18 protein-coding genes are annotated in these 23,262 nt (G+C 54.4%); 7 read left to right on the top strand and 11 right to left on the bottom strand.

Annotated features, from left to right (window positions below):
* Nucleotide 1 precedes the first annotated feature (1 nt).
* The 4 genes from GRI39_RS11620 (at nt 2) to GRI39_RS11605 (ending at nt 9,032) form a co-directional block, all read left to right on the top strand.
* The gene (locus tag GRI39_RS11620) at nt 2–1,423 is read left to right on the top strand and encodes a 2OG-Fe(II) oxygenase family protein (RefSeq protein ID WP_160739893.1); all 1,422 of its coding nucleotides are present in this window, start codon (nt 2–4) and stop codon (nt 1,421–1,423) included.
* Between the two features lie 101 nt (nt 1,424–1,524).
* A complete protein-coding gene (locus tag GRI39_RS11615) occupies nt 1,525–4,317 on the top strand; it encodes a M14 family metallopeptidase (RefSeq protein WP_160739892.1) in 2,793 nt (930 codons plus the stop codon).
* A gap of 158 nt (nt 4,318–4,475) precedes the next feature.
* Nucleotides 4,476–7,484, top strand: a complete 3,009-nt coding sequence (locus GRI39_RS11610; protein WP_160739891.1) for a TonB-dependent receptor domain-containing protein — start codon at nt 4,476–4,478, stop codon at nt 7,482–7,484.
* A 93-nt stretch (nt 7,485–7,577) separates the two neighbouring features.
* Nucleotides 7,578–9,032 carry an amidohydrolase gene (locus tag GRI39_RS11605; protein WP_160739890.1) on the top strand — a complete coding sequence of 485 codons (1,455 nt, stop codon included), beginning with the start codon at nt 7,578–7,580 and terminating at the stop codon, nt 9,030–9,032.
* A 77-nt stretch (nt 9,033–9,109) separates the two neighbouring features.
* Here GRI39_RS11605 and GRI39_RS11600 read toward each other — a convergent pair whose 3' ends face one another.
* Both GRI39_RS11600 and GRI39_RS11595 read right to left on the bottom strand, forming a co-directional pair.
* Nucleotides 9,110–10,147: a FecR family protein gene (locus tag GRI39_RS11600; RefSeq protein WP_160739889.1), complete on the bottom strand. Its 1,038-nt coding sequence runs from the start codon at nt 10,145–10,147 to the stop codon at nt 9,110–9,112.
* 22 nt (nt 10,148–10,169) lie between these two features.
* Complete coding sequence (locus GRI39_RS11595; protein WP_160739888.1) at nt 10,170–10,745, bottom strand: RNA polymerase sigma factor; 576 nt, start codon at nt 10,743–10,745, stop codon at nt 10,170–10,172.
* Between the two features lie 155 nt (nt 10,746–10,900).
* On the opposite strand from GRI39_RS11595, the gene GRI39_RS11590 reads away from it, so the two are divergent.
* A complete protein-coding gene (locus GRI39_RS11590; protein WP_246205060.1) occupies nt 10,901–13,432 on the top strand; it encodes a TonB-dependent receptor in 2,532 nt (843 codons plus the stop codon).
* A 19-nt stretch (nt 13,433–13,451) separates the two neighbouring features.
* On the opposite strand, the gene GRI39_RS11585 is transcribed toward GRI39_RS11590, so the two are convergent.
* Both GRI39_RS11585 and hemF read right to left on the bottom strand, forming a co-directional pair.
* The gene (locus GRI39_RS11585; protein ID WP_160739886.1) at nt 13,452–15,536 is read right to left on the bottom strand and encodes a RelA/SpoT family protein; all 2,085 of its coding nucleotides are present in this window, start codon (nt 15,534–15,536) and stop codon (nt 13,452–13,454) included.
* Nucleotides 15,537–15,629: 93 nt separating this feature from the next.
* Nucleotides 15,630–16,484, bottom strand: a complete 855-nt coding sequence (gene hemF / locus GRI39_RS11580) for an oxygen-dependent coproporphyrinogen oxidase (RefSeq protein WP_160739885.1) — start codon at nt 16,482–16,484, stop codon at nt 15,630–15,632.
* Between the two features lie 47 nt (nt 16,485–16,531).
* Between hemF and pdeM the strand changes: the two genes are divergently transcribed.
* Both pdeM and infC read left to right on the top strand, forming a co-directional pair.
* The gene (gene pdeM, locus GRI39_RS11575) at nt 16,532–17,224 is read left to right on the top strand and encodes a ligase-associated DNA damage response endonuclease PdeM (protein ID WP_160739884.1); all 693 of its coding nucleotides are present in this window, start codon (nt 16,532–16,534) and stop codon (nt 17,222–17,224) included.
* Between the two features lie 86 nt (nt 17,225–17,310).
* Nucleotides 17,311–17,853, top strand: a complete 543-nt coding sequence (infC, locus tag GRI39_RS11570) for a translation initiation factor IF-3 (protein ID WP_160740004.1) — start codon at nt 17,311–17,313, stop codon at nt 17,851–17,853.
* 123 nt (nt 17,854–17,976) lie between these two features.
* Here the strand turns inward: infC and GRI39_RS11565 are convergent, their stop codons facing one another.
* The 7 genes from GRI39_RS11565 to GRI39_RS11535 all read right to left on the bottom strand — a co-directional run bounded on the left by GRI39_RS11565 (nt 17,977) and on the right by GRI39_RS11535 (nt 23,197).
* A complete protein-coding gene (locus GRI39_RS11565; RefSeq protein ID WP_160739883.1) occupies nt 17,977–18,510 on the bottom strand; it encodes a J domain-containing protein in 534 nt (177 codons plus the stop codon).
* Between the two features lie 192 nt (nt 18,511–18,702).
* Nucleotides 18,703–19,215: a peptidoglycan-associated lipoprotein Pal gene (pal, locus tag GRI39_RS11560; protein WP_160739882.1), complete on the bottom strand. Its 513-nt coding sequence runs from the start codon at nt 19,213–19,215 to the stop codon at nt 18,703–18,705.
* 61 nt (nt 19,216–19,276) lie between these two features.
* Nucleotides 19,277–20,692: a Tol-Pal system beta propeller repeat protein TolB gene (tolB, locus tag GRI39_RS11555; RefSeq protein ID WP_160739881.1), complete on the bottom strand. Its 1,416-nt coding sequence runs from the start codon at nt 20,690–20,692 to the stop codon at nt 19,277–19,279.
* A complete protein-coding gene (locus tag GRI39_RS11550) occupies nt 20,689–21,558 on the bottom strand; it encodes a TonB C-terminal domain-containing protein (protein ID WP_246205059.1) in 870 nt (289 codons plus the stop codon). Before GRI39_RS11550 ends, tolB begins: the two co-directional genes overlap by 4 nt.
* 18 nt (nt 21,559–21,576) lie before the next feature.
* On the bottom strand, nt 21,577–22,029 hold the full coding sequence (locus tag GRI39_RS11545) for an ExbD/TolR family protein (protein ID WP_160739879.1): 453 nt from the start codon (nt 22,027–22,029) through the stop codon (nt 21,577–21,579).
* Entirely contained in the window at nt 22,029–22,742 is a 714-nt protein-coding gene (gene tolQ, locus GRI39_RS11540; RefSeq protein WP_160739878.1) for a protein TolQ, read from the bottom strand. Before tolQ ends, GRI39_RS11545 begins: the two co-directional genes overlap by 1 nt.
* Nucleotides 22,739–23,197 (bottom strand): YbgC/FadM family acyl-CoA thioesterase, encoded by a 459-nt coding sequence (locus tag GRI39_RS11535; protein ID WP_160739877.1) that lies wholly within the window; start codon nt 23,195–23,197, stop codon nt 22,739–22,741. The genes tolQ and GRI39_RS11535 overlap by 4 nt, the downstream gene beginning before the upstream one ends.
* Nucleotides 23,198–23,262: the final 65 nt, after the last annotated feature.

Genomic DNA, 23,262 nt, shown 5'->3' with positions numbered 1-23,262 from the left:
TATGGAAACGAGCCTGCCTTTGGAATCTGATGATTGGCGCGCCCTTCTGTCCGAAGGGCGTGATCGGAAAGCGCGAGGCGATACGGAAGCAGCACTGGCGCTCTATCACAAGGCTGCCGCCCTCGCCCCGCAAGAGGCCCTGCCCGCACATAGTCTGGCTGCTTTGCTGGGTGACCTGTCGCGCTTTAGCGAGGCCGAGGATTGGGCCGCAAAAGCAGTGACAAAGGGAGGCAAAGCACCTGAAAGCCTGCTAGTTCTGGGCAGGGCGCAGCAAGGCAATGCGCGGTTTGATGCGGCGGAACGAAGCTTCGAACAGGCTATTACGGCACGGCCTGACTACTTTGACGCCCATCACGATTTGGCACAATTGCGCTGGATGCGGACCAATGATGTCGCCGCAGCGTCATCTGCACTGGAGCGGCAAATCAGCGCTGAACCTGCCAATGCGAAACTACTGGAGTTGAAAGCGCGGATATTGCTGTCCGCCGACAAAGTGGACGATGCTGGCCACTTTATCCAACAGGCCATCATCGCCGCACCCGATCAACCAGCACTACATATATTCCATTCACACATTGCCGCGCGGCAAAAAAGACCCGAGGCCCAATTGGCTGCCGCGACACAGGCCTTGCAACTCAACCGATCATCGCAAGAGGCGGCTAAGGCTGCGCTCGAAGCGCTGCTTCATTGTGGGCGTGCAGAGGAAGCCGAACAGCTCGCCATCCGCATTCTGCAAGCTCACCCCGGCGATCAGGGAATTGTGGCATTGCTCACCACCGCATGGCGCATCATGGGCGACACGCGCTATGAAACCTTCTGCACGTCACCGGGGCTGATCTCTGCTCAAATGATGGATGCTCCCGCAAGTGCGCATGATTTGCCGTCCTATCTGGCGGATCTCAAAACTGCTTTGCTGAAGCGCCACCCTTGGAAAAGCCACCCGCTCGATCAATCTCTGCGCCATGGTAGCCAGACGCAGGAGGATTTGACTCAAAGCTCTGATCCAGTGATCGCCACTTTGTTTCAAGGCCTCAAACCGCTGATTGCACAGCATATTGCACAACTTGGAACTGGGCCAGACCCAGTGCGGATGAGGTCGAACGGACGCTTTAGACTGGGGCCAGCATGGTCTGTGGCACTGTCACCCGGTGGTTTTCATACTGACCATGTCCATCCGCAAGGGTGGATGTCCTGCGCTTTTTATGTCGATCTGCCGCAAACCATTCAGCAGGGCCGCGAAGGCTGGCTGGCGTTCGGGCGGCCTGGCATTCCGACCCAACCATCTCTTCAACCGTTCCAGCATATCAAGCCGGAACCAGGAATGCTGGCCATATTTCCAAGCTACATGTGGCATGGGACCGAAGTATTTTCCGGCGATCAGAAACGGCTGACAGTGGCATTTGATATATTGCCGGGCCTTTAATTTTACTTTTATTTCAAAGCAGGGTGAGGTCGTGTGTGTTCAGCACGTCTATTCACCGTGGCCGCAAAATGGCCGGACTGTTTTAAACGTGAGGGGCATCAATGAAACCATTCCTGTTTTGCAGCGCGGCCATGGCGGCCATGGCTCTCCAACCCATCAGCGCTATAGCGCAGGAAGAGCGGATTTCCGGTGGCAATGATCTGGGAATCACCGCCCCTGCCGATGCCTTTCCAGAGGAACCCGGCAGCGATTATTTCCTCGCCAATTACACGCAATATGTCGCCTATCTGAATTTGCTGGAGAAGCAGTCTGATCGGATCAAGCTGGTCAATATCGGCAAGACTGCCGAGGGTCGCGATCAATGGATGGCGATTGTTTCATCGCCAGAAAATCTCGCCCGCCTGGATGAATATCGCGATATTGCCCGGCGGCTTGCCAAAGCTGATGATCTGGATGCAGATGAAGCCAAGGCACTGGCAGCCAAAGGCAAGGCCGTAGTCTGGATTGATGCCGGGCTCCACGCTACCGAAACAGTCACCACGCAGAGCCAGATTCACGTGCTCTATCGCCTGCTCAGCCAGAACGATCCTGAAACCCTGCGCGAGTTGGATGATGTCATTATGCTGTTCCCGCAGGATAATCCTGACGGGCTGGAACTGGTGGCTGACTGGTATATGCGCAAGGCCAAACCGGAAGAGCGCGAGTTTGGCTCCCTTCCCCGGCTTTATCAAAAATATGTCGGCCACGACAATAATCGTGACAGCTTCATGTCACAGATGCCCGAGACGGAAAACGCCAATCGGGTGATGTTCCGCGAATGGTTTCCGCAGATCATCTTCAACCAGCATCAGACCGGGCCTGCGGGCATGGTGGTTTTCGTTCCGCCGTTCCGCGATCCATTCAATTATAATTATAACCCGCTGGTAATGACCACGCTCAGTGAAGTCGGCTCTACCATGCACAGCCGCCTTGTCTCTGAGGATAAGCCGGGATCAGGAATGCGCAGCGTGGCGCCTTATTCCACCTGGCACAACGGCATGTTCCGTTCGATCGCTTACTTCCACAATGCCGTGGGCCTTTTGACGGAAATCATCGGTGGCCCGACGCCGGAACGTATCCCGCTGGTGCCTGAGACGCAGCTTGCCCGCAATGATGAGCCAATGCCCATCGCGCCGCAGGAATGGCACTTGAAAGACAGCCTGGAATATCAGTGGTTCCTCAACCGGGCCGTACTCGATTATGCATCTCGCAATCGGGAGCGGCTGCTGCTCAACATCTATAAGATGGGCGCAACCAATATTGCCAAGGGCGCCAAGGATAGCTGGACGATCACCCCGAAAGATGTCGATGCGCTGGAGGCGGCGGCAGGGGATGCACCGCCTCCACCCGAAGATGGCATCAACCCATGGCGCGCACGGGATCGGGTGGCATCGAGCCTGTATTCGGAGCTGCAAAAGCCTGAAAATCGCGATCCGCGTGGCTATATCATCCCATCAGGGCAAGCCGATATGCCCACCGTGACAGCCTTCATCAACGCACTCATCAAAAATGGCGTAGACGTGGAACAAGCCACGAATGCGTTTAGTGTGGAAGGCAAGAATTACCCTGCCGGTTCTTATGTGGTGAAGACCGGCCAGGCCTATCGCCCGCATGTGCTCGACATGTTTGAACCTCAGGATCATCCGCATGATGTCGAATATCCCGGTGGCCCGCCCAAGGCCCCTTATGACATCACCGGCTACACGCTGGCCTTCCAGATGGGCATCGGTTTTGACCGTATCCTTGAAGGGTTCGATGGCCCCTTCACGGCCGTTGCCGATCTGGTCGAGCCGCCAGCCGGGAAAATCGCCGGAACAGCAAGTGCTGGCTGGCTGGTGCCGCACACCACCAACAACAGCTTTATCCTGACCAATCGCCTGCAAAAAGCCGGCGTGCCTGTATCCTGGGTGATGCAGCCGGTGGAAGCGGCTGGACGCGAATTTCAGGCTGGTGCCATCTGGGTACCCGCTTCTTCCAAGGCACAGGCGATCATGGCGGCAAGCACGGCTGAGCTTGGCGTGGATGCCTTTGGTGTCAGTGCTGCCCCGGCGGCCGAAACACTATCTCTCAAGCGCCCACGCATTGGCCTGATCGACAAATATGGCGGCAATATGCCATCTGGTTGGACCCGCTGGCTGCTGGAACAATACGAATTCCCCTTCTCGGTCGTCTATCCGCAGGAGCTTGATAAGGGGAATCTCAACAACAAATATGATGTGCTGATCTTTGCCGATGGAACGGTGCCTGGCGATGAGGACAGCCTCTATCGTGCACCGCGTGAGGGTGAGCAGCCCGACCCGAAGGATATTCCGGCGCAATATCGTGGCTGGCTGGGAGAGATCACCCAAAGCAAAACCGTGCCCGCGATTGCCCAATTTACCCAGAGCGGCGGCACGCTCATCACCGTGGGCAGTGCCAACCGCCTCGCCGAACTTGTGGGTGCGCCAGTGGAGGCTGCACTTTACAAGCAGGACGGCAATCAGCGCAAAATGCTCGACCGGCGGGAGTTCTTCATTCCCGGCTCTTTGGTGACAGCACGGGTAGATAACACCCAACCACTCGCCTTTGGAATGCCGCAACAGGTCGATCTATTCTTTGCCAACAGCCAGTCATTCAAGGCCAAGGGCAATGGCGCGACACCTGTTTCATGGTTTGACAATGCCACTCCGCTGCACAGTGGCTGGGCCTTGGGTCAGGACAAATTGAAAGATACTGTGGCGGTGTTCGACACTAATCTGGGGGCAGGCAAAATCTTCATGATGGGGCCTGAAGTCACCCAGCGCGCCCAGCCTTACGCAACCTTCAAATTCCTGTTCAACGGCATGTTATACGGGCCGGCAACCGCCAAAAAATAAGCGCACGCCCCTCAAGCGTTGCGATGGGGCCGGGCAGCGATGTCCGGCCCTTTTCTGTTTTGTGAAATAAAAATGTCATTCCGGGGTGAGGTACTTTCGTTACGCTGCGTCATTTCTTTGGATTGCGAAATATTCCTAGCAACAAGGGGGATTTGGGAATGAATCGTTTTAATGGGACACGGCGCACAATGTTGCTTTGTGGGAGCGCCTTTGCTGCGCTCTTTGCACAAGTTGCCCACGCACAGATTGAAGCACCTGACACAGAAGAAATGCCAGATGCAGGCACGCCAAAATCTGAAATCGTCGTAACCGGGTCGCGCATTGTGCGCCCGGATTATCAGGCTAACAGCCCAATCGTTTCTGTGGGGGCAGAAGCTATTGAAAATAGCGGCCAGGTCACGGTGGAGCGAACACTGGCCCAATTGCCGCAGTTCACCGGCTCTTTCGGACAGTCCAACACCCGCAGCACCAGCACCGGCCTTAATGGCGGGCAGGCCTATGCCAGCCTTCGTGGGCTTGGTTCCAAGCGTACGCTGCTGCTGCTGGATGGGCGGCGGATGCAGCCATCCAACCCGGATGGTTCTGTCGATTTGAACATCATTCCCGAAGCTCTGATCGAAAATGTTGAAGTCATCACCGGGGGCGCGTCCACTACCTATGGTTCGGATGCGACCGCCGGGGTGGTGAACTTCCGCCTGAAGCGCGATTTCACCGGTCTCACAACCAATGTCCAATATGGCATCAGCGATTATGGCGATGGTGAAAGCTTCCGCATCAATGGCACGCTGGGCGGAAATTTTGCCGATGGGCGCGGCAATGCGGTTCTGTCGGTCGATTACACCAAGCGCTGGAAAGCGATGGAGCGGGACCGTGACTATTACTATTTCCGCCGCACCACACCCGGCCTTGCCACCATCCCGCAGGGCAACACGATCTTTGGCGCCAACCGTCCAACAATCGACGCGGTGAACTCGGTATTCTCCCAATATGACGTGGGCACACTATCCGGGAGCGACGGGTTTTACACCGGACAAATCGGCTTTAATACTGACCAGACATTGTTCTCGACTTCCGGCGTCCCGGTTCTCAATTTCCGCGATCCTGAAACCGACGAAGCCTATATTGTGGACAGCGGCCCCAACAGCCAGCAGATCAATTTCGGTTATGGCGATGGCGCATTGCAAGGCGACCTTGAACGCTACACCGTGTTTGGTAAGGTCGATTATGAACTGACCGATAGCATCCGCTCTTTCGTGCAGTTCAGCTATGTGAATTATGAAAGTGTTGCGGCAGGCAACCCGACATTGGCATCCAATGTCTATGGATTGCACATCCCTTCCAGCAATCCCTTCATCAGCGATGATTTCGCGACCATTCTGGCGTCACGTCCAAACCCTGATGCTGATTTTACTTTCTACAAGGCCTTCAACATTCTTGGGCCGCGTATCCAGCGTTATAGCTACGATGTTTATCAGATCACGGGCGGGTTTTCCGGCGATCTTGGCATCGGAGACGTGACCTGGGATGTCTACGGTAGTGTCAGCCGTGCCAAGTTTGAGAATGAACAGTTTGGTGGTGCCAGCAGTTCTGCCCTTACCCGCCTGCTCTACAGCCCAACCGGCGGCACAGAATATTGCGATGGCGGCTTCAATCCATTCGGCAATGTCACACCATCAGAAGCATGCATCGATTATATCAGACGCCGCACGCTCAACACCAACGAGCTGAAGCAGCGCATTGTCGAAGGCAGCTTCCAGGGCGGGTTGTTCGACCTGCCGGCCGGTCAGGTGCGCTTCGCGCTGGGCGCAGATTACCGTTACAACAGCTACAATTTTGAACCCGATGCGCAATTGAACCAGCCTGATGGAACCAGCGATGTATTGGGCTTCAGCGTGCTTCGTGCGGCAGGTGGCTCGGTCAACACCAAGGAGTTGTTCGCTGAATTGCTGGTCCCTGTACTTGAAGACCTGCCTTTCATTCAGCGTTTCGATCTGGATCTGGGCTATCGCTATTCGGACTATAGTTCGGTTGGCGGGGTGCATACTTACAAAGCCGATATCGACTGGCAGGCGACTGACTGGCTGCGTTTCCGTGGCGGCTATAACCGCGCCATTCGTGCACCAAGTGTAGGCGAGCTCTACGCACCGGTTTCCACCGGAAGCGTCAGCATTGGCAACCCCACGCCGACAGGTTCACAAGGCGATCCATGCGATGTCCGCTCTTCCTACCGGCTTGGCCCGGATGGCGATAAGGTGGCAGCCCTGTGCCTTGCGCAAGGTGTGCCTGAAGCCCTCATCAATTCCTATCAACTCGGCACAGCACAGGTTTTCGCTCTCACCGGCGGCAACCCCGATCTGCAAGAAGAAAAGGCTGACACCTACTCATTCGGTGGTGTCATCCGGTCACCTTTCTACTCACCTCTCCTCAGCGGATTGTCGCTCTCGGTCGATTGGTACAAGATCAAGGTGAAGGATGCGGTTGGCCCTCTGTCCATCGCACAAGGCTTCCAATTCTGCTTCAACCAGGGTGGCAACAACCCGAACTATGATCCGAACAATTACTATTGCTCGCTGATCGACAGGAACCCGGAAAGTGGCGTGCCGCTCAATCCGCGCCAGCCGCTTCTCAACCTCGGCCAATATACTGTGAGTGGGATCGACATTCAGCTCGACTGGAGGCTCAATCTGGAAGATCTGGGTGTTGGAGCCAACAGCGGGCGGTTCGATATCAATACGGCGGTCAGCTATCTCGACAATTTCGAGATTCAGGATCTGCCGGGTGCGACCACTTATGATTATGCGGGCAGCATCGGCAAAGCGATTGAAAGCAATGCCGGGACCGCCCACCCCCGCTGGAAATCAGCCACCTCCTTTACCTATTCACTGGGTCAAGCGAGCCTTGGTTTGCGCTGGCGCTATATCGACAGCATGAAATCTTCGGCTCAAGTGGTGAACCCCAACAGCAGCACGCGCGGTGTGGAAGCCTACAATATCTTCGACCTCAATGGCCGCGTAATGCTGCCAGCAGAAGTCGAGGCACGGGTTGGCATCACCAATCTGTTCAATCGCAAACCTCCACAGGTGGGCGATAATCAGGGCAATTACGATGCACAGAATTACGACGTCCTTGGCCGCTATTTCTTTGTCGGCCTGAAGAAGTCGTTCTGATCCACCCCCTGGCCCGGCGGCAAATTGTCGCCGGGCCCTTTTTGGTTACACTTTGCCAAAACGCTATGCCCAAGATTTGGAAAAGAGGCAGGAATGAAACGCTTGATCATCGCGGCCCTTGCCGCATCCACCATTTTTAGCCAGCCGGCTTATGCCGAACTGAGCTCATCCGACGAAAGCCAAATTCTCAAAACAGTGAACAGCGACGCCAAGCCCATTGAGGACACAGCGCTTGCTATCTGGGGATTTGCAGAACTCGGTTATAAGGAAACGAAAAGCTCTGGCCTGTTACAGGAAAAACTGAAAGCCGCCGGCTTCACCGTAACGCCTGGTATCGCAGGCGAACCCACCGCATTCCTGGCCAGTTTCAAGAATGGCGATGGCCCGGTCATCGCGCTGCTGGCGGAATTTGACGCCCTGCCCGGCCTTTCTCAAAAAGCCGGTGTTGGAACGCAGGAATCGCTTGGTGGCATTTCCGGCCATGGCTGCGGGCACAATTTGTTTGGCACCGCATCCACCTATGCCGGGATTGCGGTGAAAGAATGGATGAAGGCCAATAATGTCAAAGGCGAAGTCCGCGTCTATGGCACGCCGGCCGAAGAAGGCGGATCGGGCAAAGCCTTCATGGTGCGCGATGGCTATTTTGATGATGTGGACATTGCGGTACATTGGCACCCTGGCAATGTGAACTCAGCATCGCAGGGCCCCACACTCGCCAATATCAGTGGCAAGTTCCGTTTTCACGGGGTCTCCGCCCATGCCGCTGGCAATCCCGATAAGGGCCGTTCTGCGCTCGATGGAGTGGAAGCCATGGATGACATGGTCAACATGCTGCGCGAACATGTCCCTGACAAAACCCGTATCCATTATGTCATCACCGATGGTGGCAAAGCGCCCAATGTCGTGCCCAATTTCGCTGAAGTCTATTATTACGTCCGCCACCAAGACCCGGAGATTGTCCGCAATGTGATGGCCTGGGTAAAACAGGCAGCACAGGGAGCTGCTATGGGCACCCAGACAACAGTGGATTTTGAACAGACCGGCGGGGTCTATTCAATGATGCCGAATGAAACGCTGATGCATGTGATGGACAGTAATCTTCACAAGGTTGGCGGGATCACATGGACCGACGAAGAAAAAGCTTTCGGCGCTGAAATCCAGAAGAGCTTTGGCCGTAGCGCCCCTTCGCTCGACACTGTTGGCGAGGTACAGGAAGCGCAGCTTTATGATGAAGCAGAAGGCGGCTCCACCGATGTTTCGGATATTAGCTGGGTTGTCCCGACAGTGGGTCTTTCTACCGCCACCTTCGTGCCCGGATCACCAGGGCATAGCTGGCAGAATGTCGCTGCGTCCGGCTCCAGTGTGGGGGTCAAGGGGGCCATGATTGCCGCCAAGACTCTAGCCCTCACCACGGCAGAATTGTTCCGCAGCCCCGATGTGATTGCCGAGGCAAAGGAAGAACTGAAAAGCCGCGTCGGACCAGATTTCGAATATAGCGCATTGGTCGGTGATCGTGCCCCGCCGCTCGACTATCGCGACAGCAAATAAGCCCTGAGGGAAGCACAGAAAAGGCTGGTTCGGCAACCCCGAGCCAGCCTTTTCATATTCTTATGTGGTCACGGCACTTAATTCGCTTTGAGCACCAATTTCTGATCGTCCGACATGGCCACATGGGCGATGCCATAAGCGCTCAAGGCCTGCACCAATTCATCGCTACCATTGGAGCGGAAAGTGCCGCTGAAAGGTTTGGTTTGAAGCGCAGTCCCCTGCAATACAATCTTGCGGGCAGAATAACGGTTCATTTCTTCGACAATCTGCCCCAGCGGCATCGCATCAAATGTCAGCCGCCCATCAATCCAATCTGCTGCCTTGTCTGCATATTTATGCCGAATGGCAATTGTTTTCCCGCTCAGCGAAAGCGTATCCCCAGCATTGAGAATGGTATCGCGTGCTCCCGCCATGCCGAGATTCACTTTCACCCGGCCTTCAAGCAAAGCAACATCGTAATTGTCCAAGCCAGCGCGCACAGTGAAGGCTGTCCCCAATGCTTCGACCGATTTGCCCTCACTCTTCACCACAAAGGGATGCAGCTTATCCTTGGCGACTTCGAAATAGGCTTGCCCCTTGGTTAAATAGACAACCCGTTGTTTGCCCCAATGAGGCACTTCAATCGCGCTATTGGTATCGAGAGTGACTTTGGAACCATCAGCCAGTGTGATCGACCGGCTTTCACCAACAGCGGTTGCATAGTGCGCATTCTCGGCAAGCCGGACTTGCTCAGGTGCCTGCTGTTCCATGGATTTCCAAACGGTAGCCGCGCCAAGTCCCATAGTCAGAACAAAAGCCGCAGCCATAGCATAGCGCAGCAACGGCTTGGGCGGTGCAAGACTCTCTTCTTCTTCTTCATTCGAACCACGCTCATCATGTGAATCAAACTGCTGCTCCAAGCTGGAAACAGGCGGCATGGAGTGTGCTTCGCGAATCATTTGGGCAATCACGGAATTGTTCGCCAGATCTTCAAGCCCATCGCTAGCCGAAGCGATGCTTTGCCAGGCGCGATCATTGCGTGGGTCGGTGTTGCGCCACATCATGAAGTCACGACGATCGGCATCCGAACAATCGGAAGCGTTCAGCCGCGCATACCATGATGCAGCCTCATCCATCCTGTCGGACGGCCTAACAGTGTCAACCTTCGTCAATCGCCGCACTCAGCTTCCGGATCGCTCTCATGATATGTTTTTCGACTGCGCTCACAGATATCTCCATCTGCAGAGCGATGTCGCTATAACTTAAATGTTCGAACCTGTGTAGGACAAAGGCTTGGCGCGTTCGAACAGGTAATAACTGCAAGGCGTTAAGGACATGTTGCAATTCATCTGTACCAGCCAGAATGCGCTCCGGGGATAGCTCTTCCACTGGATGATGCCAATCTTCCAGCGTTTCATGCTGCCCGCTCATGCGGCTGACATTCTTTCGGTGATGATCCACCAACACGCTGCGAGCGACCTGAAAAACGTAACGTTCCGGGTTATCAATCCGTTCAGCAGCAAGATGAGTTTGTATACGCAAAGCTACGTTCTGAACCATATCATCGACGTCTGAAGCCTGCACACGCTTCATGAAAAAGCCGCGTACCGCACGCAAGCACTGCTGCAAGATCTGCCCGGATTCCAACCGCTGCCTAGAGCAGGCTGGCTGATCGGCCGTTGCGACACTACCCCTGATCATATTTCCCCCGCCGCATAGTTCAAAAAGAAACATGCGTCAGAGCCTATCGTGCTTCGTTGCCAAACGCGCGTCAAGTATGCATATTGCACTTTAATTGGCTTATCGAGTTTGATTTACGGGAACGGCTCCTGAGCAATCATCAAAACCGTCTTGCTACCTTGATAGTAGATTGGCTGACAGTAAAGGCTATGCCAGCGCGCTGCCTTGCATGCGCTTTGCTGACACTTGCCTGTTGGGTGGGGCCGTTGGCTGTCGAGCCTGCTCTGGCACAATCTACCATAGCAATTCCTGAAGGCTCATTAAGCAAGGCATTACAATTTTATGCCGCCCGGACAGGCCATCAGATTTTGTTCGACCCAGCGCTTGTTCAAGGCAAGCGAGTCTCAGCGATTCAAGTTTCCCGGCAAGAGCGAACCGGCTTGAGGCAGATTTTGCGGGGCACGGGTTTGCAAGCCCGGATCATTGCCGGTGGGGTTATCATTATCAGCCGGTCAAAGAAGACCCGCCGGAAAACCATGCCCTCCCCTGAAACGCCAAACCAAGTCCAGCCCCCGTCGGACCCAACACCGCAAAACATCGTCGTCACGGCGATGAAGCGCCCCAGCCTGGTCCTGCAAACCCCTGGGACAATCAATGTCGTGACACGGGATCAGATTGCCACCCGCAACCTCACCGAACTGCGTGATCTAGCGCGGGTCAGCCCCAGCCTAGCCGTGGTGGACTCCCGCAATGGAGAACAGCGCATCGCCATCCGTGGCATCTATGGCACCGGTGAAGCGACGGTGGGCGTCTATTTCGGGGAAACCCATGTCAGCGGCCCATCGGGCACCACATTAGATCCCAGCGGGACGACACCAGACATTGAACTGGCAGATATTGACCGTGTGGAATTGCTCAGTGGACCGCAAGGCACTTTATATGGCGCAAGCTCCATGGGTGGCACTTTGCGGCTGCTGCTTCATCAGCCGGAAATGTCCGAACCATCCGCCAGCATCACCACAGGCGCCGTCATCGCAAAAGGCGGTGATCCCGGAGGTAACATCACAGGCATCATCAACGCCCCTCTTGTCAGGGATAAGCTTGCCTTACGCACGGTCATCTACCGCCGCGCCTCATCAAGCTATATCGACAAGCCCGCGCTCGGGCTCACCAATGTGGGCCGGGTGGAGCGGAAAGGAGAACGAGCTATCCTGACTTGGTCCCCTTCTGATTTGACCAAGGTTACCGGCACATTCTTCTCTCACCGCCTCGCTCTCAATGATAGCCTCAGTTGGGAAATGGGAAGCAGGCGCTATCAGAATGATGCTCCTGTCAGAACACCCTATTCCAGCAAATTGCGTCTTGGCAATGTGACAGTGGAAAGCCAGCTTGGAAATGTCGATCTGCTGGCCACGGGATCGCACTATCAGTGGGACTTGCTACGGCAGAATAATTTCACCTCAGTCTTGGCCCAGCAACGCGACAATCCGGATGGCTGCGCCAGATTATTTGGCCTGTCCAAAGGGGCCATATGCGACACCCAATCCATGAGCGATTACGCGGCATTCGTCGATAGTCGACTACCCGGTATGCTCTATCAGCCGATGGGCGTGCGCAGCACAAGCGGAGAGGTGCGCTTACAATCAAGTAATGGCAACGCTTCGCAATGGAGCATAGGCGCATTTTTCGAAAACCGGTCTGACAGTGCTGAAAGCTATACCGTCCGCGCAGATAAAGACACCGGCCGACCCGTTTTCCCACTCGACATTACCGGTCTGCGCTTCATCCGGACGAGCCTCGAGCAACGCGCGTTGTTTGGCGAATATCAGCTATCCCTGTCGGACAGGTTGAAGTTTTCAGCCGGAATGCGGCATTTCTTCTACAAACGTACCGCCTTTGGCAATGTCGCCGAACCCAATGTGATCACCGGAACTGGCGATATTGCCGAAGGTGTATTTTCCACCCATCAGAACGGCACATCACTGAAATTCGAACTCACCTGGGATAATGATCGCAATCTGTTTACCTATCTGCGCGCATCGCAGGGGTTTAGACCAGGCGGGGTCAATATAACCCCGGGGTTGCCACCCGGCGAGCAGGTTTATCATTCCGATAGTCTGTGGAGCTACGAAGCAGGAGCCAAACTTCGGACATCCAACGGTAGTGATGTGGAGGCCGCGATATATCACGTCGATTGGGCTAATATGATTTATTATACAGGCAGCCCCAATCGCGCCTTTTTCTATAATGCCAATGTCGGCAGTGTGGACGTCAACGGGTTTGAGACACGTTTTCACCTCGTTGTGGCCCCTTTGTGGTCCTTTCAAGGTCGTTTGAGTTACACATCCGCCCGACTGACCGATTCAGGCGCGACAGCGCTTGGTGCGCAGCCGGGGGATCGTTTACCCGACGTCACCCCCTTCAGCTTTTCACTGGGAACTGTCTGGAAAAATCAAATAAGCAACGGAATTTACGGTATTTTCCAGCTTAACGCCAATGGCATCACCGGCAGCCGCTCGCAGTTCAACAGCAGTTTTGATTATTACGAGAAGCTCAGAGGGCATGTGCTTTTCGATGCTTCTGCCACATTCGAACATCGCCATTGGAATCTGGGTATTGGCGTACAAAATATCTTCAACGCCATCGGTGCAACGCGGATCAGTTCCACACCATCATCAAGCCGCCAAGTCTATGGTGGAAGGCCGCGTTCATATTACCTGCAAGTCACCCGAAACTTCTGATTATAAGGGCATTAACCCCTTAAATTCGTTCAGCTTCTGCCACAGCATCGCTCGCTCGGATAGCGCTGATAATCCGTGTCAGATGGGCCAGATCCTGCACTTCAAGATCGACATCATAGGTATGGAAAGGGCCATCCCTATCCGACATTCCAAGGTTCAGCACATTGGCATTATTATTGGCAAAAATGCCCGCCATCTCAGCCAAAGTGCCCGGCCGGTTATACAGTACAACCTTGAGCCGCCCAACAGCCCCTTGCGATTGCTCACCCCATGACAAATCCAGCCAATCCGCATCTGCATCATTAGCCAGTTCAAGACAGTCAATCGCGTGAACTTCGACACCCTGCCCCAAATGGCGCAGACCTACGATCCTGTCTCCTGGAACCGGATGGCAACAGTTTGCCAACTGATACCCCATTCCCGGAGTAAGCCCCTTGATGGAAATAGTTTTTTCCTGCCTCGGAGGTTCAGGAAGGTCCGCCGTACTTCCCGGAACCAACGCCTCCATAACGGCTCTGTCAGAGAGCTTGGCCGCCCCCATTTCGAACATCATCTCATCCTGATCTTCCAGCTCAAGCCGCTCCAGCGCAGCAGCTATGGCCTTCTTACCGATCTTGGTCGGAAGCCGTTCGCAAATATCATCAAACAGCATTTTGCCAATCGCGGACACTTCCGAACGTTCTTTCAAGCGAACCGACCGCCGTATCGCCGCTCGTGCTTTGCCAGTGACCACGAAACCAAGCCATGAGAGCTGCGGTTCAGCATTAGCTCCTTTAATAATTTCGACCACATCGCCATTTTGGAGCGGCGTCCGCAATGGCATGTGCCGCGCGTTTATCTTGGCTCCTACAGCATGGGCACCGATATCTGTGTGCACTGCAAAGGCAAAATCCACCGGTGTTGCACCTTTAGGAAGCTGAAAGAGTGCACCTTTTGGCGTAAAGGCGAAAATACGATCCTGATAAATCGCCATTTTGGTATGCTCGAGCATTTCCTCGGCATCCTGACTGGAATCGATAATCTCGATCAGATCCCGCAGCCAGCCAACCTGACCATCCGGGCTTTTTCCACCCTGTTTGTAAGCCCAATGCGCTGCCAGACCAAATTCGTTCAGGCGGTGCATTTCGCGTGTCCGGATTTGCACTTCCACCCGCATAGAGCCTGAATAAATCAAGGATGTATGGAGGCTACGATAGCCATTGGCCTTGGGTGTAGAGATGTAATCCTTGAAACGCCCTGGTACCATTTGCCAGTTGGTATGAAGAATACCCAGCGCACGGTAACAGTCTTCAATATTATCGGTCAGTACACGGAACGCCATGATATCAGTGATCTGTTCGAAATTCACATGGCGCTCAGCCATTTTCTTCCAGATCGAATAAGGATGCTTTTCACGGCCCTTAATTTCAACACTGACATCCCCTTCAGCCAAGGCCTGCTTGATTTTCAGAGCGATGTCATCAACCTGCCCACCAGCCTGACTGCGGATCTGTTCCAGCCGGCCGGTAATCGTCGCATAGCCTTCCGGTTCCAATTGCTCAAATGCCAGCAATTGCATCTCGCGCATATATTCATACATCCCCACCCGCTGTGCGAGGGGGGCATAGATATCCATGGTTTCGCGGGCGATACGGCGGCGCTTTTCCGGCTTCCTGATAAAGTGCAGCGTCCGCATGTTATGCAGCCTATCGGCAAGCTTTACGAGCAGGACGCGTAAGTCCTCACTCATAGCCAGTAAAAACTTACGCAGATTTTCGGCCGCGCGCTCATTCTCCGGCATTTGTTCGATTTTGGAAAGCTTGGTCACGCCATCGACCAGCCGTGCCACGTCAGGTCCGAAATTCTTCTCAATATCCTCGATCGTCGCCAGCGTATCCTCCACAGTGTCGTGGAGCAAAGCAGTTATGATGGTTTCCTGATCGAGCTTGAGGTCGGTCATCAATCCAGCCACTTCAACCGGATGGCTGAAATAGGGATCGCCGCTCGCACGCTTTTGCGAGCCGTGTTTCTGCACCGTGTACACATAGGCACGGTTAAGCAGCGCCTCATCGGCATCCGGGTCGTATTCCTTGACCCTCTCTACAAGTTCATATTGGCGCAGCATGTCAGTGCCGATAATTTGGGGATTTCTGGGACTTTGGCAATGCCATAGCGAAGTTAATGAGGTCTAACTCGAAAAATGCGGGTTGCCGCAGAGTTAGCTCCACGTGACATCGGGCGGCAAGCTCATCAAAATCGCGTCAATGTTTCCGCCGGTTTTAAGACCAAACAAAGTGCCTCGGTCATAAACGAGATTAAACTCAACATAGCGCCCGCGCCATTCGCGCTGCTGAGTTTTTTCCGCCTCACTGAACGGCATATGCATCCGCTTGCGCACCAGCTTGGGGAAAATATCGAGAAAAGTTGAACCAACATCCTGCGTGAATGCAAAATTGCGATCCCAGGCATCCTCATCATCGCATTCCAGGTGATCGTAAAAAATCCCTCCCACACCGCGTGCGACATTGCGATGCGGAATGAAAAAATACTCGTCCGCCCATTTGCTGAATCGATCATAATATGTCGGATTATGCTTAGAGCAGGTTGCTCTGAAAGCTGCATGAAATGCTTGAGTATCTTCCTCATAGGGAAGCGGGGGGTTGAGATCAGCGCCGCCGCCAAACCACGCCTTGCCAGTCGTTAGGAATCGCGTGTTCATATGGACCGCTGGCACATGAGGATTGGCCATATGTGCAACAAGACTGATCCCAGTAGCGGTAAATGTCGGATCTTCATCCGCACCATGGATCGTTTTGGCAAATTCGGGAGAGAAAGCCCCTGAGACAGTGGAGACATTCACCCCCACCTTTTCAAACACTTTACCCTTCATCGCGCCACGAACACCACCTCCTCCATCAGAAGCGTCATCCGTATCACGATCCCATTCGATATAATCGAAACGGGCATTGCTGCCGGCTTCAGCTTCAATAGCCTCAAACTCTGCACAAATATTGTCACGCAGGGTTTCAAACCAATTGCGAGCACGGGCGGTATGGGAGGTCCAGTCGGTCATCGTTATGATGGCTTGCCATTTGCTGAGACCTTGGGCAAGAGAATGAAATGGTTCCCTTTTCGTTCTCTGGTAAGGAATTCGCGCTGGCTAGCAGCAATGCTATTTACTGGCCACGAGAATCCGCCTTGCTGGTCGCTGACCTTCACCTCGAGAAAGCAAGCTTTTATGCCAAACACGGCCAGATGCTGCCGCCTTACGATAGTCGGGAAACATTAGAGCGCATCGCCTTTGCAATACGTCAAACCGGCGCAAGACGCGTTTATAGTTTGGGAGATAATTTCCACGACAATGCTGGTGCGTCCAGATTGGAGCCATATGCCGCAGGAATGCTCAGAACGCTGACGAAAGTCGTCGATTGGGTCTGGATCACCGGGAATCACGACTCGGAACTAAGCTCGGTCGAAGGCGGATCAGTGGTCCCGGAACTTGACATTGCAGACGTAATTTTGCGGCATGAAGCCAAAACAGGGGAAACACGGCCAGAATTGTCCGGCCATTTTCATCCCCGCATTCAACTCACGATCAACGCTCGACGCATTCGTCGGCCATGTGCAGTTATCGCTCAACTGAAAGATGGGGCTAATCGCATGATTCTCCCGGCTTTTGGCGCATTTACAGGCGGTATGAACGCTGCTGACCCAATTATCCGCGATGCTCTGCAACCTTCACATAGCATCAATGCAGTCTTAGCGGCCGGGACGAAATTGTTGCAATTTCCCCTCTGGCAAGAGGCTGCGTAAGGTTCATTGCGCGGAACCCCTTTTACTATTCAACGATTGCCCTTAAATATCAAAAAGCATTCAAGGCAATTACAGGAGACCACACAATAGCTCGTCCACCCCGGCGCTCATTAGCGCCCCCAACCAAAAGCGGCCCCCGGTTTGACCGCTTCATCCAAGTTGACAAAGTTCGCGTCATTGATGGCGAGGGCGAAAATCTCGGCGTCATGTATACGCGCGAGGCGATTGAACAAGCGGCTGAAGTCGGCCTCAATCTGGTAGAAGTTTCTCCCAACGCTGATCCGCCGGTCTGCAAATTTCTCGATGTCGGTAAGTATCGCTACGAGGCGCAGAAGAAAGCAAACGCAGCGCGTAAGACGCAAAAGACCCAAGATATCAAAGAGGTCAAGATGCGCCCGAATATCGACACGCATGATTATGACGTAAAGATGCGCAATGTGGTCAAGTTCATCGAGAACGGCGATAAGGTTAAAGTCACGCTGCGTTTCCGCGGCCGTGAAATGGCTCATCAGCAACTCGGTATGGATCTCTTGCGGCGCGTTCAGGAAGAAGCGTCCGAGATCGCCAAGGTCGAAGCATTCCCACGGCTCGAAGGCCGTCAGATGCTGATGGTTCTGTCACCAAAATAAGCCTCACTTTCCAGTGAAACTGCTCCGAATCAGTCGGATATAAATTCGGGTATCTGAGGCTCTGGAATTCCTCTCCCCAGCGGGGAGAGGAATGGTCCTCTTGTGCTTTACAGCACTACAATGTCAGCCGTGCCAAACGCGGCGCTCTTCAGCCTGACGCAGGACATCATAGGCAAGCTGATAGGCTTGAAAACGCTTGGCAGCCTCTTCATCTCCTGGCCTCACATCGGGATGAACTTCTTTAGCACGATTACGCCACGCCTTCTTCACACTTTCGAAATCTGCATCCGGGTCCAACCCAAGCAAATCAAGCGCGCGCAATTCATCCTGCGTCCGTGAACCGTCTCCAGAGCCAGACCACCCATAAAACGCCGTTTCAGCGTAGCCGGCGTTTTCGCTGGACTCACTTTGAGCGCGTTGCTCTGCCTCTTCTTTTTCCAACCCCGCGAAGTAATCCCATTTAGAATTATATTCTGCCGCGTGCTTCTGGCAGAAATACCAGCGTTCAGGACTATTGGGAGCCTTGGGGGCAGGACAATCGCCTGGCTCGTCGCAATTATGACGATCACAGAGGCGCACATTGGTTGCTTCACGAGACGAACCGTAGGCTCGCCAACGCGGAAACCCCCAATCATTTGATCGGCGCACCCGAGCCATCACATACTCCTAATCAACAATTCAAATTCCAGGCGACCTAAACCAGTCTCACCTATTCTTCCCTCCATTATGGGGCGCAGAAAGGCGAGGTGCAACTCACCTGCCCCAGATATGAAAAACGAGCGCACCGAAAAGCGGCACGCTCCTTTTAAACTACCATAAAAATGCCTGCGGCATCGCAGTTGATAGCTATTAGTTCATCACAATTGTGACAGCGCGGCGGTTCTTTGCCCAAGCTTCAGGATTTGATCCCATAGCGACTGGACGTTCCTTACCGTAACTGATGGTCGAAAGGCGCGATGCGGGCACACCAAGGCTCACCAAGTAGTTTTTGGCTGCGTTAGCACGACGCTCCCCAAGTGCCAGGTTATAATCGCGGGTTCCCCGTTCGTCGCAATGCCCTTCAAGCGTCGCGGAGATGTTTGGGAATTGCATCAAATACTGCGCTTGCTTGCGCAATGCAGCCATGCTTTCGCTATCGATATCGTATTTATCGGTACCGAAGTAGATGACGTCCTGCCCCATCATGGCTTGACGGAAGTGCTGCTCCGAACCGGGTATCGGACCCGTTGGCGTTGGGGTTGGCGTCGATGTTGTTGGCGGGGCTTCCGTAGGAGCCGGTGGTAGTGATTCCGGCGCTTTCTTGGAACAGCCCGCCAGTGCGATCGCGCTGGCTACAGTTACACACGTGACGAGATACTTCATGCCTTGCTCCTTTCAGGCATCAACACATCCGGGCAAGCCCGGTACTCCTCTACTAACGCTCTTATGGCAGAACCGGTCCCCAGGCGGGATCAGATGCCCCCACAGGGGTGGGCAAACGCCGTTCGTTACGTCCGGTCAAATCGACCTGCCACAAAGACGAATCCCCTGAATTTGGCTGGGTACGGAAGAACTGGATAATGCGCCCGTTAGGCGACCAAGTTGGTGCCTCATCCTGCCAACCGTTGGTCAGATCACGCATTCCTCCACCCGACGGGGTCATAACTGCAATGCGGAAATTCCCGGCAATATGGGTAAAAGCGATTAAATCACCGCGCGGGCTCCATTCAGGTGTTGCGGCAGCGCCATTAAAAAAGCTGATCCTGCGCTGATTGGAGCCATCGGCGTTCATGACGTAAACCTGTTGGCGGCCTGAACGATCGCTCTCAAACACGATTTTAGAACCATCAGGGGAATAAGAGCCACCAACATCAATCGCCGGACTATCCGTCAGCCTGACGCTCGGTCCGCCGGTTGCAGGAACACGATAGATGTCAGTATTGCCACCAACGGCCATGGAATAAAGAATATACTTCCCATCAGGCGACCAGCGCGGCGCGAATGTTGCGTTCTTGCTCTCAGTTACCAGATGCTGTTTGCCGGTTCCGACATCGTAAATATAGATCTTTGGATTGCCGTTCACATAACTGAGATAAACAATTTTTTGATAATCGGGCGAATAACGCGGCGTCAGCGCAGTCGATTGACCATTCGTAATGAACCGATGGTTTGCCCCGTCTGAATCCATGATCGCCAGCCGTTTAACTCGCTTACCCTTGGGGCCGGTTTCCGCAATATACGCTATCTTGCTGTCGAAAAATGGATCTTCACCCGAAAGGCGTGAATAAACCATGTCAGCGCATTTGTGGGCCGCACGCCGCCAGTCGGAGGGCTGAACGACCCAGCCGCCCTTGGCGAGCTGCGTTTCAAGCGAAACGTCATAAAGATAACAGCCTACAGTAAGCTCATTATTGCTTGAAGCGCGTACATACCCATGCACCAGCATATCCGCTGACCGACCGCTCCAGATACTCCAGACAGGAGAGGTAATATGACTATATTCAGGGCGTGGCAGGCTGTCTGGACCAACCGGGCGGAACAAGCCGTTATTCTTCAAATCGGATGTAATAACCCGCGCCAACTCTAGGCCCAGCGCTCGTGTACCATCGGAATTAGCAGGGGTCGGGACATCGCGATCGGTGGCGAACGCTGGGATGGCAATGCCTAAGTCCTGCCATGCATTGTCATCAGAAACGACGACAGACAGACCCGTATCATCGCCTTGCGCAGTTTGCGTTGTCTGCGGATTCATCGGCGCAGAGGCCGCAGTCTGCTGCGCAGGTGCAGGCGATGAAGTTTGAGCCATAGCCGGTGTTGCCAACACCGCGAGGGACAGGGCAGCAGAGATACGAAGAATCATTGCGACAACCTTCTGTCGAATTGAGAAGTGACGACCTTCCAGCCATCATAGAAGCGTTCCGGCAAATCGAAAGGGGCGGCGAGCCGCACGGCACGAATTGCCTGTTCAGCATGCCGTGCTTTCTGCGCCTGATTACTGGGAGTTACGCCTGATTGGCTTACCACTTCAGGGTTTCCAGCAAGGCTGCCATCACGATTCAGGCGAAAACGAATAATGGTGACCAACTTCTCCGCATCAGCGCCTTGCGGGGCTGACCAGTGCGGCTTGAGCTGGCGCGTAATAGCTTGGCCCAGAGATGCTTGAACCTGTGGCCCGATCTTCGATGCAGCCGGTCCGCTATCCTTGCCGTCAGCATTTGCGCTTGAACCGGTGAGAAAATCACTCCCGATACGGCTACCGGTGCTCTTAGGCTTACTCGGCGCTTCCACCTTCTTGGGCTTTTGGGCAGGCTTCGCAGCAGGTTTTGTTTCAGCCTTTTGCCGTGGTTTGGGTTCTGGCTTTGGTTTGGGCTCTGGTTTTGGTTGAGGCGCAGGCTTCGGCGTGGGTTTCGCAGGTTTTACTGACTCAGGTTGCGCAACCGGCCGAGCGACAGGCGGCACCTCCGCTTGCGATTCAGCTTCTGGTTGAGGGTCCGCGCTTGGCTCGTCCGACAATGTTGGTGAAATTGACGCCCGCGGCTGCGTTGCAGGGTCTGGCGCGGTGTCTTCCATTCCGACATCTTGCGCCAGGCTAACCGTCATACGGTCGGGCATCGGAATCGTCGGCTGTTCCCGGTTTCCCATCACCAAAAGTGCAACAAGCAGCGCGGCATGAGCCCCGGCAGCCACGCCGAGCCCAACGCGCTCTTCTTTTCTCAAGTGGACCATTGCAGCCATAGTTAAGAGTTATGGGGCCTTTTCTGAACTATTGGTGACCAATGAAATGCTGTTGAAACCAGCATTATTGAGTTCACCCATGACGGCCATCACGCGAGCATATTCAAGGCTGCGATCCGCACGCAATGTCACCAGCGGCTTTTTCTCTGCTGTAGGAGCAATCGCAGCAAGGCGCTCAGCAAAAGCACCCAGCGGCACAGGCTCATCGTCAATATGGATATAGCCAGCAGAATCAATCGACACGGTGATCTGATCCTGCTGCTGTTCCAGCGCTTCTGCCCGGCTATCTGGCAATTCAATCGGAACGCCTGCCGTGAGAAGTGGTGCCGTGACCATGAAAATGATCAGAAGCACCAGCATCACATCAACCATTGGCGTGATATTAATCTCGGCGATTGGCGTCCGGCGAGACCCCCGTCCTCGACGGGGCGGTCTGCCTGAAGACATGGCACCCATGGCCATCAGGCGCCCTCCAACTCGCGGCTAATCTGTGCCTGAACACGGTCTGCGAAGCGCTGGAGGCGAGATTCAAAACTGTTCACACGGTGCCCGAAGCGGTTGTAGGCAATAACCGCAGGAATAGCTGCGAACAGGCCAATAGCGGTTGCGAACAGGGCTTCCGAAATCCCGGGCGCCACCACTGCAAGAGAGCTATTCTGCTGTGATCCGATCTGGAAAAAGCTGTTCATGATACCCCAAACGGTACCGAACAGACCCACAAAGGGGGCTACGGAGCCTGTAGTGGCCAGGAAATTCAACCTATCGGCCAAGCGGTCAGCTTCTTCTGCAACCTGCCCTTCCATTGCCAAAGCTACACGCTGACGAATTCCATCGCGATCGATCGGCTGGGCTTTGGCTTCTGTTGATTTGCGCAGTTCGTTTAACCCCGCCACCGCGACGCGCGCAGAGGGGTTATCCTTTTTACGCTTGCCGACGAGCAATTGCTCGGGATTTTCACTGTCCCAGAACTCTTCTTCAAAATGGCTGCTGCGCCGTTTTACACCGGCGATGCGCATCGAGAAGCTGACGATGATCGTCCAGCACCAGATGCTGGCAAGCAGCAATCCCGCCATTACCAACTGAACAACGATATCCGCGTCTATAAAAAGCTGGATCGGGTCAAGCCGTGTGGGAACGGAGAGAGACGAGGCAGAAAGTAACGAAAGCGAAGTCATTCAGGGGTTCCCTGGGAAATAATCGTTTTAAAAGCCGCTCGCCAAATATCTGGTTGGCGGCGCGGGCGACCATCGAGTGAAACGAAACCAACACGTACAGTAGCGTCTACTAAAAGACGGTCCTTCCTGAACGCACGCTGGATCAAACGCACGCTGGCGCCGCGAAGTTCCGATACGACGCTTTCGATCACCACAGCATCTTCCAGCTTTGCGGGTGAACGGTAACGAAGGTTCAATTCAGAAACGGCATATGCCCCTTCGCCTGCCTCGATCGCGGCACGCTGATCGATATCCAGAAGGCGCAGCATATCGGAACGGGCACGTTCAAACCATCTCAGATAGTTTGCGTGGTACACGATACCGGAAAGGTCTGTATCTTCATAATAGACCCGCACGGGGAACAGATGCCTGTGCCCGTCGAATCGTCCGCCTTGAGGTTCCAGTGCGATGTCCATCGCTCCATCGCTTAGCTGCGACGGGAGCTGCGCATCAAGCTCCATCGACAGGTTGCGCCACTAAA

Origin of the sequence: Altericroceibacterium indicum (assembly GCF_009828105.1) — a bacterium.
In the GTDB taxonomy this organism is placed as follows: Bacteria; Pseudomonadota; Alphaproteobacteria; order Sphingomonadales; family Sphingomonadaceae; genus Altericroceibacterium; species Altericroceibacterium indicum.
The sequence above is the reverse complement of the archived record's forward strand: the minus strand, read 5'-3'. Positions and strand labels throughout refer to the sequence as shown.